General features: G+C 72.2%; 12 protein-coding genes, 1 tRNA gene and 2 pseudogenes. 14 read left to right on the forward strand and 1 reads right to left on the reverse strand.

Annotation, left to right across the window (positions count from 1 at the left end):
- From HZU84_RS12240 to HZU84_RS12300, 14 genes and pseudogenes are all read left to right on the forward strand, one after another.
- On the forward strand, positions 1-1,922 hold a 1,922-nt coding region (locus HZU84_RS12240; protein ID WP_310734039.1), incomplete at its 5' end, for a pyruvate kinase.
- A gap of 3 nt (positions 1,923-1,925) precedes the next feature.
- The gene (locus HZU84_RS12245; RefSeq protein WP_149504610.1) at positions 1,926-2,585 is read left to right on the forward strand and encodes a DsbA family oxidoreductase; all 660 of its coding nucleotides are present in this window, start codon (positions 1,926-1,928) and stop codon (positions 2,583-2,585) included.
- Between the two features lie 91 nt (positions 2,586-2,676).
- Positions 2,677-3,930 carry a glutamate-5-semialdehyde dehydrogenase gene (locus tag HZU84_RS12250; protein WP_375139035.1) on the forward strand — a complete coding sequence of 418 codons (1,254 nt, stop codon included), beginning with the start codon at positions 2,677-2,679 and terminating at the stop codon, positions 3,928-3,930.
- Positions 3,927-4,652 (forward strand): 7-cyano-7-deazaguanine synthase QueC, encoded by a 726-nt coding sequence (gene queC / locus HZU84_RS12255; RefSeq protein WP_149504612.1) that lies wholly within the window; start codon positions 3,927-3,929, stop codon positions 4,650-4,652. The genes HZU84_RS12250 and queC overlap by 4 nt, the downstream gene beginning before the upstream one ends.
- Before the next feature lie 19 nt (positions 4,653-4,671).
- On the forward strand, positions 4,672-5,271 hold the full coding sequence (locus HZU84_RS12260) for a LemA family protein (RefSeq protein ID WP_149504613.1): 600 nt from the start codon (positions 4,672-4,674) through the stop codon (positions 5,269-5,271).
- A 149-nt stretch (positions 5,272-5,420) separates the two neighbouring features.
- Positions 5,421-6,290 carry a hypothetical protein gene (locus HZU84_RS12265; protein ID WP_149504614.1) on the forward strand — a complete coding sequence of 290 codons (870 nt, stop codon included), beginning with the start codon at positions 5,421-5,423 and terminating at the stop codon, positions 6,288-6,290.
- Between the two features lie 18 nt (positions 6,291-6,308).
- Positions 6,309-7,706 carry a 16S rRNA (cytosine(967)-C(5))-methyltransferase RsmB gene (gene rsmB / locus HZU84_RS12270; protein ID WP_375139036.1) on the forward strand — a complete coding sequence of 466 codons (1,398 nt, stop codon included), beginning with the start codon at positions 6,309-6,311 and terminating at the stop codon, positions 7,704-7,706.
- Between the two features lie 15 nt (positions 7,707-7,721).
- Complete coding sequence (locus tag HZU84_RS12275) at positions 7,722-8,330, forward strand: DUF4390 domain-containing protein (RefSeq protein WP_244954327.1); 609 nt, start codon at positions 7,722-7,724, stop codon at positions 8,328-8,330.
- Entirely contained in the window at positions 8,327-10,672 is a 2,346-nt protein-coding gene (locus HZU84_RS12280; protein ID WP_149504615.1) for a sensor histidine kinase, read from the forward strand. Before HZU84_RS12275 ends, HZU84_RS12280 begins: the two co-directional genes overlap by 4 nt.
- A gap of 6 nt (positions 10,673-10,678) precedes the next feature.
- Positions 10,679-11,042 (forward strand): annotated as a pseudogene (locus HZU84_RS21115) (response regulator); the annotation flags it as partial.
- A 224-nt stretch (positions 11,043-11,266) separates the two neighbouring features.
- Positions 11,267-11,449: pseudogene (locus HZU84_RS21120) on the forward strand (helix-turn-helix domain-containing protein); the annotation flags it as partial.
- A 73-nt stretch (positions 11,450-11,522) separates the two neighbouring features.
- Positions 11,523-11,598 (forward strand) — tRNA-Phe (locus HZU84_RS12290).
- An 87-nt stretch (positions 11,599-11,685) separates the two neighbouring features.
- The gene (locus tag HZU84_RS12295) at positions 11,686-12,132 is read left to right on the forward strand and encodes a YkgJ family cysteine cluster protein (RefSeq protein WP_149504617.1); all 447 of its coding nucleotides are present in this window, start codon (positions 11,686-11,688) and stop codon (positions 12,130-12,132) included.
- A 91-nt stretch (positions 12,133-12,223) separates the two neighbouring features.
- On the forward strand, positions 12,224-12,967 hold the full coding sequence (locus HZU84_RS12300; RefSeq protein WP_149504618.1) for a M48 family metalloprotease: 744 nt from the start codon (positions 12,224-12,226) through the stop codon (positions 12,965-12,967).
- A gap of 9 nt (positions 12,968-12,976) precedes the next feature.
- Here HZU84_RS12300 and HZU84_RS12305 read toward each other — a convergent pair whose 3' ends face one another.
- Positions 12,977-13,489, reverse strand: coding sequence for a pyridoxamine 5'-phosphate oxidase family protein (locus tag HZU84_RS12305; RefSeq protein WP_149504619.1), 513 nt, complete (start codon positions 13,487-13,489; stop codon positions 12,977-12,979).
- Positions 13,490-13,496 lie beyond the last annotated feature (7 nt).

The following is a 13,496-nucleotide window of genomic DNA, read 5'->3' on the forward strand; positions in this document are numbered from 1 at the left end:
GGCACATCATGACGGCGCCACACCTCCCTGCGACCTCGGTCTCTCCCGCGATCGATCCCGGCTGGGATCCGGCGGTCTGCGAGCCGCTGATCGAGCGGCTGTGGGCGCTGCGGCGCCAGATGACCGCGCTGGCTGACCGCCATGCCGACCGGCTGGCGGCCATCGACCCGGCCCACCAGGCGGGCGCGCGCAACCTGCTGCACTACCTGGCGCTGCGCTCCGGTGACCTGAGACCGCTGCAGCTCGAGCTTTCCCGGCTCGGGCTGTCCTCCCTGGGCCGCGCCGAGCCGCATGTGCTGGCCTCGATCGACAAGGTGCTCGGTCTGCTGCACCGGCTGAGCGGCCGCGACTGGACGCCGCGCGACCCGGACGAACCGGTCGGCAGCCGAGCCAGCACCCAGGCGCTGCAGCGGCATGCGGTGGCGCTGCTGGGCCGCACGCCGCCCGGGCGCGACGTGCGCATCATGGTGACGCTGCCGGGCGAAGCCGCCGCCGATCCGGGCCGGATCGACGCGATGGTGCAGGCCGGCATGGACATCGCGCGCATCAACTGCGCCCACGACACGCCGGCGCAGTGGCAGGCGATGGCCGAGGCGGTGCGGCTGGCCGCGCGCCGCGCCGGCCGCGAGGTGCGGGTCCTGATGGACCTGGGCGGCCCGAAGCTGCGCACTGGCCCGATCGAGAGCGGCCCGGAGGTGGTGCGGCTGCGCCCGCGCCGCGACGAGCTGGGCCGGGTGATCGCACCGGCGCGGCTGGCGCTGCGTCCGGCCGGCTCGGCCCGCCCGGTCGGCGCCGAGGCCGATGCGGTGCTGGGCGTCGACCCCGACTGGCTCGCGCCGCTGAAGGTCGGCGATCTGATCTCGCTGAAGGACGCCCGGCGCGCGCAGCGCCAGCTCGAGATCGTCGAGCGCCATGCCGACGGCGTGATCGCGGCCCTGAGCCGCAGCGCCTACCTGACCGCCGACGTGGTGCTGCGCCACGAGCCGCACCGCGATCGCCGCAGCGCGCTGCATGACCTGCCCGCGGCGCAGGGCCTGCTGCATCTGCGCCGCGGCGACCGGCTGCAGCTGCTGCCCGAGGGCCTCGGCCACGAGGCCCGCCCGGTCGGGCGCGGCCGGCGCGCGCAGCCGGCCAGCGTCTCCTGCACCCTGCCGGAAGCGCTGGCGGCGGTGCGGCGCGGCGACCGCATCTGGTTCGACGACGGCCGCATCGGCGGCGTGGTGCGCAAGCGTCTGGACGGCGGCGGCGTGCTGGTCGAGATCGGCTCGGCACGCGAGGGCGGCGAGAAGCTGGCCGCCGACAAGGGCATCAACCTGCCCGACACCGCGCTCGACCTGCCGGCGCTGACCGCGCAGGACCTGCAGGACCTCGACACCGTCGTCGCCACCGCCGACCTGGTCGGCCTGTCCTTCTGCCAGTCGGCCGACGATGTGCGCCGGCTGCGCGCCGAACTGGCCGCGCGCGGCGCCAGCACGCTGGGCCTGATGCTGAAGATCGAGACGCAGCGCGGCTTTGCCGCCCTGCCCTCGATCCTGCTGGCGACGATGGAGGGGCCGACCGCCGGCGTGATGATCGCGCGCGGCGACCTGGCGGTCGAATGCGGCTACGAGCGGCTGGCCGAGGTGCAGGAGGAAATGCTATGGGCCTGCGAGGCCGCGCACCTGCCGGTGGTCTGGGCCACCCAGGTGCTCGAGACGCTGGCGCGCACCGGCCGGCCCTCGCGCGCCGAGATCACCGACGCGGCGATGGGCGAGCGCGCCGAATGCGTGATGCTCAACAAGGGCCCGCACATCATGGACGCGATCCGCATGCTCGACGACATCCTGCGCCGCATGCAGGAGCACCAGTCGAAGAAACGCCCGCTGCTGCGCGCGCTGCGCGCCTGGCGGGGCGCGCTGGATGGACAGGGAGCCCCGGGCTGAGCGATGCTCGCGGGCATGAAGATCGACTTCGTCTCCGATGTTTCCTGTCCGTGGTGCGCGATCGGCCTGCATGCGCTGGAGCAGGCCCTGGACCGGGTCCGCGCCGACGGCATCAGCGCCACGCTGCATCTGCAACCCTTCGAGCTGAATCCGGCGATGCCGCCCGAGGGCGAGGAGATCGTCGGCCACCTGACGCGCAAGTACGGCATCACGCCCGAGCAGGTCGCGGCCAACACCGAGGCGATCCGCCAGCGCGGCGCCAGCGTCGGCTTCACCTTCGGGCTGGGCAAGCGAAGCCGGATCTGGAACACCTTCGACGCGCATCGGCTGCTGCATCACGCCGGGCTGATCTCGCCCGAGGCACAGTGCCGGCTCAAGCACGCGCTGCTGCGCGCCTACTTCACGCGGGGCCAGAACCCGGGCGCGCGCGACGTGCTGTGGCAGGCCGCGGCCGAGGCCGGGCTGGAGGCCGCCGAGGTCGACGCGGTGCTCTCGAGCGACCGCCATGCCGAGGCGGTGCGCGAGCGCGAGCTGTTCTACCAGCAGCACGGCATCCGCTCGGTGCCGGCGATCATCCTGAACGAACGCCACCTGATCTCCGGCGGCCAGCCGGTCGAGGTCTTCGAGCGGGCGCTGCGGCAGGTGGCGGCGCTGGAGGGCTGAGCGCCCTCACCCCCGGCCCCTTTCCGCGACGCCACCCTCTGCGACAATTCCGCGCATGGACACGCTCGACACCCAGGACATCGCCGCCTACATGAACCGGGTCGGCGCCGCCGCCCGCAGCGCCGCCACCGCGATGGCGGCCGCCTCCACCGCCGCGAAGAACCGCACGCTGCTGGCGCTGGCGCGGCTGCTGCGCGAGAACGGCCCGGCGCTCGACGCCGCCAACGCCCGCGATCTGGACGCGGCCTCGGCCGCCGGCCTGTCCGGCCCGATGCTCGACCGCCTGAAGCTCGGCCCGAAGGTGGTCGCCACCGTCGCCGAAGGCTGCGAGCAGCTGGCCGCGATGCCGGACCCGATCGGCGAGATCACCGGCGTGAAGCGCCGCCCGACCGGCATCAGCGTCGGCCAGATGCGCGTGCCGCTAGGCGTGTTCGGCATGATCTACGAGAGCCGCCCGAACGTGACGATCGAGGCCGCCTCGCTCGCCATCAAGAGCGGCAACGCCTGCATCCTGCGCGGCGGCTCGGAGGCGATCCACTCGAACCTGGCGCTGTGGAAACTGGTGCAGGCAGCGCTGGTCGAGGCCGGGCTGCCGGCCACCGCGGTGCAGCTGGTCGAGACCACCGACCGCGCGGCGGTGGGCCGCCTGATCGCGATGCCCGAGTTCGTCGACGTCATCATCCCGCGCGGCGGCAAGGGCCTGATCGAGCGCATCTCGGCCGAGGCGCGGGTGCCGGTCATCAAGCACCTCGACGGCAACTGCCACACCTACATCGACGCGCAGGTCGACCTCGCGCAGGCGCTGGTGGTCACCGACAACGCCAAGACGCAGAAGTACAGCCCCTGCAACGCCACCGAGTCGCTGCTGGTGCATGCGGATCAGGCGGCGGCCTTCCTGCCGCGGATCGGCGCGATCTTCGCCGCCAAGGGCGTGGAGATGCGCGCCTGCCCGCGTGCCCAGGCGATCCTGGCCGACGTGCCCGGCGCGACGGTGGTGGCTGCGGTCGAGCGCGACTGGGCCGAGGAATACCTGGCGCCCGTCATCAGCGTGAAGGTGGTCGACACGCTCGACGAGGCCATCGCGCACATCAACCGCTTCGGCAGCCACCACACCGACGCGATCCTGACCACCAACCACCCCAACGCGATGCGCTTCCTGCGCGAGGTGGACTCGGCCAGCGTGATGGTCAACGCCAGCACCCGCTTCGCCGACGGCTTCGAGTACGGCCTGGGCGCCGAGATCGGCATCTCCACCGACAAGTTCCACGCTCGCGGCCCGGTCGGCCTGGAGGGGCTGACCTCGATGAAGTGGGTGGTGCTCGGCCAAGGCGAGATCCGGCAATGAGCGCAGTGACACACGCCGCGCGCGACCCGCGCACCGCGCTGGTGCTGTTCTCCGGCGGCCAGGACTCGACCACCTGCCTGGCCTGGGCGCTGGAGCGCTTCCAGCGGGTCGAGACGCTGGGCTTCGACTACGGCCAGCGCCACCACATCGAGATGGACTGCCGCCTGACGGTGCGCGAGGAGCTGCAAGCCGCCTTTCCGCACTGGGCCGCGCGCCTGGGCGAGGACCATGTGCTCGACCTGAGCCTGATCGGCCAGATCTCCGACACCGCGCTCACCACCGAGCGCGAGATCGAGCTGCAGGCCAACGGCCTGCCCAACACCTTCGTGCCGGGCCGCAACCTGCTGTTCCTCGGCTTCGCCGCGACGCTGGCCTACCGGCGCGGCGCGTCGGTGCTGGTCGGCGGCATGTGCGAGACCGACTACTCCGGCTACCCGGACTGCCGCGACAACACGATGAAGGCGCTGCAGGTGGCGCTCTCGCTCGGCCTGGACACGCCGATGACGCTCGAGACGCCGCTGATGTTCCTGACCAAGGCGCAGACCTGGGACCTGGCCGAGCAGCTCGGCGGCCAGACGCTGGTCGAGCTGATCGTCGAGCACACCCACACCTGCTACCTGGGCGAGCGCGGGGCACGCCACCCCTGGGGCCACGGCTGCGGCCACTGCCCGGCCTGCGAGCTGCGCCGCGCCGGCCACGCCGCCTGGCTGGCCGACCTCTGAGCGGGAGCGCGCGCTCGCCATGTCCATCCCGGTCCTGATCGTCGTCGCGCTGCTGTTCTTCTGGGTCATCGGCGCGACCCAGCGCCTGAAGCGCCTGCGCAGCGCCGCCACGACCCTGTTCGCGCCGCTGTCGAGCGACCTGAGACAGCGCCATGCCATCGCGCTGGCGCTGGCGCATGCCTCGCGGCCGATGCTCGGCGACGAGCATGCGCTGATCGTGCGGCTGGTGGAGACCGCGCAGGCAGCCGGACATGCGCTGGACGCCGCCCAGGCACGCAGCATGCGCGGCACCGCGCTGCAGGCCATCGGCGAGGCGGAAGTCGCGCTGCTGCAGGCCCTGGACGGGCTGGCGCTGCATCTGCAGGATCTGACTTCCGGCAGCGGCCCGGTGGCCGCCATCACCGAGCTGCTGCGCCAGCGCGACACGCTGCAGGAGCAGCTCGCCGCCGATCGCCATCTCTACAACCATGCCGCGCAGACCTACAACGATGCGCTGCACCTCTTCCCGACCACGCTGGTGGCGACGCTGCTGCGCCTGCGCGACGCCCCGCTGCTGGCCAGCGGCGCGGCGCCCTCGCGCGGCGGCGTGCTCGTCAGCCGCCCGACGCCGATGATCTGAACTGCGGTCCCGCGGCCCCTCAGCGATACCGCGGCGTGCCGTTGCCGGGCGGAAACGCGTCTTCGAAAAAAACAATTTCCGGCTGGACAATCCCGTGTTCAAGGGGGCAAAGTGAGAAAAATTGCTGAATATGCAAGTTTTGTCTCACGATGCAGCATGCTCTGACACGCGCCCAGCCTGAACTGGATGCCGACGGCCTGGCGGTCTGGCAGCAGCTCGGGCGCCTGGCCGGACCGGGTGAGCGCCAGGCGGCGGCACTGGCGCTGCTGCTGTGGCCGGGCAACGATGCCGAGCGCCGCGCCTGGGACGAGACGGTGCGCGGCGTGCAGGGTGCCGCCTCGCTGCGCGATCGCATCGGCCGACTGCCGCCCGCTGCCCGGCTGCCCGCGCTGGAGCGGCTGCTGCTGCGGATCACGCTGGAGCAGCCGCTGGAGGATCGCCAGGCGCTGCTGCAGTCGGCGCGGCGGGTGATGTGCGCCGACGGCAGCGTCAGCGCGCTCGACCGGCTGGCCTGGCTGGCGATGCGCCATCTGCTGGGCGGACCGGTGCGGCTGCACCGCGGCGGACTGCGCGAGGACAACGAGCTGTCGCAGCTGCCGCTGGCGATGCGGCAGGCCATCGCCAGCCTGAGCGCCTACCTGGCGCGCATGGTGCCCGAGCCGCCACGGCGCGAGCGGGTCGATGCGGCCGGCGCCGCCTGGCATGACCGGGTGGTGCACGAAGTCTGGGGCTCGGCCTCCGTGCCGCCGCCTTGCCAGGTGCCCGATGTCGACCAGCTCGGCCGCGCGCTGCAGACGCTCGCCGGTCTGGGCTGGGTGCACCGGCCGCTGCTGGCACGGGCCTGGGTCGATGCGGCCGACACCCGACCCGGCCTGCGGACCCGGCTCGACGAGCCGCTACCGGTCGCCGCCGAGGCGCTGCGCCTGGCCTGCGTGCTGATCGACACCCCGCTGCCACCGACGCTGGCCGCGCACTTCATCCGCGAGCCGGAACAGCCGCGTCCCGGCAGCATGGCCTGAGCACGCCGGCCGCGTAGACTGCCGGCCGTGAGACACGATTCCCCCTCCCCTGCCGGCGCGGCCTCGCCGGCCTCGCTGCCGCTGTCGCAGCTGCTGCACCACACCGCCGAGATGGTCGCCGCGGTGCGCGCCGGCCGCTCGCTGTCCGATCTGCTGGCCACCTGCCCGCCGCAGGCCCGGCCCGGCACCCAGGCGCTGAGCTTCCATGTGATGCGCTGGATGGGCGGCGCCCAGGCCGCGCGCGAGCGGCTCGCGCCGCGCCGGCCCGCACCGGCGGTCGACGCGCTGCTGATCACCGCGCTGGCGCTGCTGTGGCCCGAGTCCGAGCCGCCCTATGCCGAGCACACGCTGGTCGACCAGGCGGTGGCCTGCGCACGCCGGCGCACCCCCGCCAGCGCCGGCTTCGTCAACGCGGTGCTGCGGCGCTTCCTGCGCGAGCGCGAGGTCCTGGTGCCGGCGCTGCGGCAGGAGGTGCCGGCGGCACGGCACCAGCATCCGCGCTGGTGGATCGATCAGGTCCGGCGCGACTGGCCCGACCGCTGGGAAGCGCTGCTGGACGCCGCCAACCAGCCCGGCCCGATGATGCTGCGGGTCCACGCCGGCCACGGCAGCGCGGAAAGCTATGTCGCCGCGCTGGCCGAGGCCGGGCTGCAGGCCCGTGCCGTCGGCGCCCGCGCGCCGCAGGCGGTGCTGCTGGAGACGCCGGCGCCGGTGCAGGCGCTGCCCGGCTTCGCCGACGGGCGGGTATCGGTGCAGGATCTCTCGGCGCAGCTGGCCGCGCCGCTGCTGCTCGGCGGCCTGCCCGGCGGCGAGCTGCCGGCCCTGCCGGCCGGCGCCCGGGTGCTCGACGCCTGCGCTGCGCCCGGCGGCAAGACCGCCCATCTGCTCGAGCTGGCCGACCTGGACGTGCTGGCCCTCGATGCCGACGCCGACCGTCTGAAGCGGGTCGACGAGACCCTGGCGCGGCTGCACCTGCAAGGCCGCACCCGCGCCGCCGATGCCCGCGACACCGCCGCCTGGTGGGACGGCCAGCGCTTCGATGCCATCCTGCTCGATGCGCCGTGCAGCGCCTCGGGCATCGTGCGTCGCCACCCCGACGTGCGCTGGCTGCGCCGCGCCAGCGACATCACCGAGCTGGCACGCACCCAGACCGGCCTGCTCGAGGCGCTGTGGCCGCTGCTGAAGCCGGGCGGCCGGCTGCTCTACGCCACCTGCTCGATCTTCCGGGCAGAGGGCGCCGGACAGATTTCATCATTTCTGCAACGCCATCCGGAGGCGCGTGCGCTGCGCGCGCCCGGCCATCTGCTGCCACTGCCCGACAATCGGGTCGAGGCGGCTGGCGCGACATCGTCGCCGGCAGCCGGTTCGGGCGACGGATTCTTCTACGCCCTCCTGCACAAGTCACCCGCGTCCTGATCGACCTGACGGCCCGTGCCGAGACCGCCTGAACTTCGCCCGCACAGCAGCCCGCGCCGCCGGCTGCTGGCACTGACGGCCGCCTCGCTGCTGGTCACGCACCTGCCGGCCCGGCCGGCAGCGCTCGACCTGGTGCGGCTCGATGCGCTGCGCGGCGATCAGGGCGTGCTGCTGAACTTCGAGACCCGCTTCGATCTGCCGCCCGCGGTGGAAGATGCACTCAACCGCGGCATCGCGCTGCATTTCTCGGCCGAGGCGGTACTGATGCAGGCGCGCTGGTACTGGCGCGACAAGGAGCGGGCCCGCGTCAGTCGCACCTGGCGGCTGGCCTACCAGCCGCTGACGCTGAGCTACAAGGTCAGCCAGGGCGGGCTGTCGCAGAGCTACCGCTCGCTCGGCGAGGCGCTGCGGGCGATGCAGCGCCTCACCCACTGGCGCATCGCCGATGCGCAGACCGCCGACGAGGACCGCCTCCAGCTCGAATTCACCTACCGCCTCGACACCGAGCAGCTGCCGCGCCCGATGCAGATCGGCATCGGCAGCCAGCCCGACTGGAACCTGCGCGCCAGCCGCTCGGTGCCGGTGCATGAGCAGCCGCCTTCGGGCAGCGGAGCGCGCCCTTGAGCCGCAGCTCGCTGCGCTGGACCGTCCTGATCGCGCTGCTGGCGATCGGGGGCACCGTGCTGGTGCTGGCCTTCCTGCTGTCGATCGCCACCAACAACCGGGTGCTCTACGAGCGCCACTACGAGTGGCTGCTGTGGGTCAACATCGGCGTGGCGGCCTCGCTGGGCCTGGTCATCGTCGCGGCACTGGCGCAGCTGGTGCGGCGCATGCGCCACGGCAAGTTCGGCAGCCGGCTGCTGGTCAAGCTCGCGGCGATCTTCGCCTTCGTCGGGGTGGTGCCGGGCATGCTGATCTACGGCGTGTCCTACCAGTTCGTCGCGCGCTCGATCGAGAGCTGGTTCGACGTCGAGGTCGAGGGCGCGCTGGAGTCGGGCCTGAACCTCGGCCGCACCACGCTGCAGCTGCTGGTCAACGATGTGGCCGCCAAGACCCGGCAGGCCGCGGAGAGCAGCGCCGAGAACGGCGCCGACCCGGGCAGCCGGGTGCAGCTGCTGATGCTCGAGCGGCTGCGCGAGCAGCTCGCCGCGCAGAGCGTGGCGGTGCTCTCGGGCAGCGGACAGGTGCTGGCCAGCGCAGGCGGCGCCGTCGGTGCGGCGATGCTGCCGGATCGGCCCAGCCCCTCGCTGCTGCGCCAGGCCCGCGGCCAGCGGGTCTTCGCCCAGCTCGAGGGCCTGGACGCCGACACGCCGATCGACGGCGCGATCACCTCGGGCGGCCCGGTGCGGGTGCGTGCCATTGCCTGGATGCCCTCGCCCTCGCTCAGCCTCGACGGCGCCGACCGCTATCTGCAGATCACCCAGACGGTGCCGCAGGAGCTGGTCGGCAACGCGCTTCGGGTGCAGCAGGCCTACAGCGAGTACCAGGAGCGCGCGCTCGGCCGCGAAGGCCTGAGGCGCATGTACATCGGCACCCTCACGCTCACGCTCATCCTGGGCATCTTCAGCGCGCTGCTGATGGCCGCCGGCCTGGGTCACCAGATCGGCCGCCCGCTGGTGATGCTGGCCGAGGGCGTGCGCCAGGTCGCGCGCGGCGACCTGCGCCCGACCGCCGTCTTCGCCTCGCGCGACGAACTGGGCGGCCTGACCCGCTCCTTCGCCGACATGACCCAGCAGCTCGCCGACGCGCGCGGCCTGGTGCAGCGCAGCCTGGCCGAGGCCGAGAGCGCCAAGGCGCACCTGCAGACCATCCTGGACAACCTCAGCTCGGGCGTGATCGTCTTCGAGGCCGATGGCCGCATCGACACCGTCAACCCCGGCGCCGCACGCATTCTCAGCCTCGACCCCTCGGCCTGGGCGCGGCATCCGATCGACCGCCTGCCCGGCCTGGAGACCTTCTCCGCCGCGGTGCTGGCGCGCTTCGAGACCCATCTGCGCGACCTCGAGGACACCGGCGACGAGCCGGCCGGCGACGCGCACTGGCAGGAATCGCTCGAGCTCGGCAGCACCGAGGCGCCGCAGACGCTGCTGGTGCGCGGCGCGCTGCTGCCCGAAGGCGCACGGCTGCTGGTCTTCGACGACATCTCCGACGTGGTGGTCGCGCAGCGCAGCGTCGCCTGGGCCGAGGTGGCGCGCCGGCTGGCCCACGAGATCAAGAATCCGCTGACACCGATCCAGCTCTCGGCCGAGCGGCTGCAGCACAAGCTCGAGGCCAAGCTGGCCGGCACCGACCAGCAGATGCTGGTGCGCTCGGTGGGCACCATCGTCACCCAGGTGCAGGCGATGAAGACGCTGGTCAACGAGTTCCGCGACTACGCGCGGCTGCCCTCGGCCCGGCTGGAGCCGCTGGACCTGAACGCGCTGGTCATCGAGGTGCTGGGCCTGTACGCGGCCCAGCAGGAAAGCGGCCGGCTGCGTGCCGAACTCGCGCCGGAGCTGCCGCTGCTGGCCGGCGACGCCAGCCAGCTGCGCCAGGTCATCCACAACCTGGTGCAGAACGCGCTCGACGCGGTGGCCGATCTTCCGGACGGCCTGGCCATCGTCTCGACCGAGTCCACCCGACCGGATGACGGCCAGACGCGTGCCATTCGCCTCAAGGTGATGGACAATGGCCCCGGTTTCTCGGAAAAAGTTCTCAAGCGTGCATTCGAACCCTATGTCACCACGAAGGCCCGCGGCACCGGCCTGGGGCTGGCCGTGGTGAAGAAGATCGTCGAGGAACACGGTGCGCGCATCCGCCTGGGCAACCTCGCCGACGAGGCGCAGGACCCGGCCGCGGGACCGGCGCGGACCGGTGCCCAAGTTTCGATATCATTTTCGCGATGGGCCCGAGGCGGGGGAACGCCTGCGGGCAACGAGCCCGGACGCCACCGAACCCCACCCTCTCCCGACGTCAGCGCGTCCTGATCACTCATGGCCAACATACTTGTCGTCGACGACGAAATGGGCATCAGAGCCCTGCTGCAAGAGATCCTGACCGACGAAGGTCACTCCGTCGAACTGGCGGAGAACGCCGCGCAGGCGCGCATGCTGCGCGAGCGCCAGCGTCCGGATCTTGTCCTTCTCGACATCTGGATGCCCGACGTCGACGGCATCACGCTGCTGAAGGAGTGGAACAGCGGCGCCCAGCTGACGATGCCGGTCATCATGATGTCCGGCCACGGCACCATCGACACCGCGGTCGAGGCGACCAAATACGGCGCGATGGCCTTCCTGGAAAAGCCGATCACGCTGCAGAAGCTGCTGCGCGCGGTCGAGCAGGGTCTGGCCAAGCCGCAGCCGGCCCGCACCGGGCCGGGAGAGACCGCCGCCGCCAGCCTGCCGCCCCAGCGCCCGGACCGCATCGACCTGCCCGGCAGCGAGCCGGTGGTGATCAGCGCCGCACCGGTTCACGGCGGCTATGTGCCGACGATCCAGAACCTGAACAGCCATGCGCATCAGGCGGCCTCCGCCGGCATCACCATGGCCAGCGGCCCGCAGGCCGACCAGAGCTTCAACCTCGACCGGCCGCTGCGCGAGGCGCGCGACGCCTTCGAGAAGGCCTACTTCGAGTTCCACCTGGTGCGCGAGAACGGCAGCATGACCCGCGTGGCCGAGCGCACCGGCCTGGAGCGCACCCACCTCTACCGCAAGCTCAAGCAGCTCGGCGTCGACCTCAGCCGCAACAAGCGCGGCGCCGGCTGAACACGGTCAGAAAAAAATCTCGCCGAAACGCTTGCAGATCCAAAAGAATACGTGCCATAATTTCCTTCTCGACGGCCAAGTAGCTCAGTTGGTAGAGCAGCGGATTGAAAATCCGCGTGTCGGTGGTTCGATTCCGCCCTTGGCCACCAGAACAAGAGAAGCCCGCTTGATTTCAAGCGGGCTTCTTGCTTTTCCGTTCCGGTTCGACTGTTCGCTTCGCCTGTGCACGTGCCCGCATGAGATCCCCGATCCACATCGTCGACGTCGATCGCCTCGAGACCTGGACCCGCTGGCGCGCCGGCCTGTGCGACAGCTGCGCGGCCAACTGCTGCACGATGCCGGTCGAGATCCGCCTGCCCGACCTGGTGCGCCTCGGCCTGGTCGACGCCTTCGAGGCCGAGCATGAAGAGCCCCGCCTGATCGCCCGCCGGCTGGTCAAGAGCAGGCAGGTCGAGCGCTACAACCAGAAGGACGGCATCTTCACGATGGCGCGCCGCGCCAACGGCGACTGCCAGTTCCTCGACGCCACCACGCGCCGCTGCACCGTCTACGAGCAGCGCCCCAACACCTGCCGCAAGCACCCGCAGGTCGGGCCGAAGCCGGGGCACTGCCCCTACGGCGCCCGCGAGGCGCGCACCGCCGACAGGAATGCACGCGAAGGCCGGCTGATCCGGAAATCATGATCCGGATCAAGACCTACAATCCGGGTCAACCCTGATGCCGGGCCTGTTTCCTGCATCGGGCTGCCATGGACGGCGGCGGCGATGCACGGCGATGGGCGCCAAGACACGCGAATCCGGCCCGAAGGAGTACGACATGCGCCGGATCACGCTGACGCTGGCCCTGCTGGGGGCGCTGCTGGCCAGCACCGCACGGGCGGAGACCATCACCGAAGTGCTCGAGCGCTCGCAGCTCTCGCGGCTGGACGGCCGTGTCGCGGCCCCGGCCGACAGCGAGCGCGCCGCGCGGGTGCGCGCCAGCTTCGCGCGTCTGGTCGCGCTGGCGCCGCCGGCGCATCCGGTCGAGCTGCGGGTGATGCAGGGCGGCGTGCAGGCCGAGGCGATGCTGGGCCGGCTGCTGGTCGTGGGCGAGGCGGTCGGCGATCTGCCCGAAGGCGAGCGGCTGATGCTGCTGTCGCACGAGTACGGCCATCTGGTGCTGGGGCACTGGGACCGCCTGGTCGGCCTGTACCGCCACCACATTCCCGGCGAGGTCCGGCCCGACACCACGGATCCGGTCGCGCAGGCGCTGGGCCGCGACGGCGCGGAGCTGTCGCACCGCCAGGAGTTCGAGGCCGATGCCTTCGGCTTCCGCCTGGCGCAGCAGCTCGGCGTCGGGCTGGACGAGGCGCTGTCGCTGCTGATGCGTCGCCCGGCCGCCAGCGACACGCCGACGCATCCGGCCACCCGCCGGCGCATCGCGCAGCTGCGCATGCTGCAGGCCCGCGAGGCCGGCAGCGATCCGGCCCCGCTGCGCGGCGCGACGACCGCCGCCGCCCCGGCCGCTACCCAGCCCTGACCGCCGCGTTCAGCGCGGCGCCGGCTCGCTGCGCACGCTGCTGAGCACGCCGTGCTCGCCCAGCCCCACCGGCGAGCCGCTCAGGATCGAGGCGGCCAGCGCCAGGCCACGCACCACCCGGCTGTCGGGCGCGTCCCAGTACTCCACCTTCAGCGGCACGATCTTCAGCAGCGCCAGGTCCGGCGAGTCCGGACCGTCCGGAAACCACGGGCGCGCGGCGGCCGTCCACAGCGCGTGGATGCGCTCGCGGTCGTCGACCTGCTCGGCGCGGCCGGCGATCGACACGAAGGTCGAATGCACCTCGTCGCTGAAGGCCAGATTGACCGGATGCGGCCGGGCATCCGCCTGGCGCCGGCAGAAGAACCACAGCAGGCCCTGGGCGTCGAACTCCAGCAGCGTCATCGGCCGGCTCTCGAGCAGCTCGCCGGTGCCGGGCTCGGTCAGCATCGCGAAGCGGTCCTTGCCGATCAGGTCGGCGAGCTGGCGCTGCGCGGCCAGCGGGTGATCCTTGTGCTGGGACATCGAAATC

The sequence above is a fragment of the Sphaerotilus sulfidivorans genome, from assembly GCF_013426975.1.
Lineage (GTDB): Bacteria > Pseudomonadota > Gammaproteobacteria > Burkholderiales > Burkholderiaceae_C > Sphaerotilus > Sphaerotilus sulfidivorans.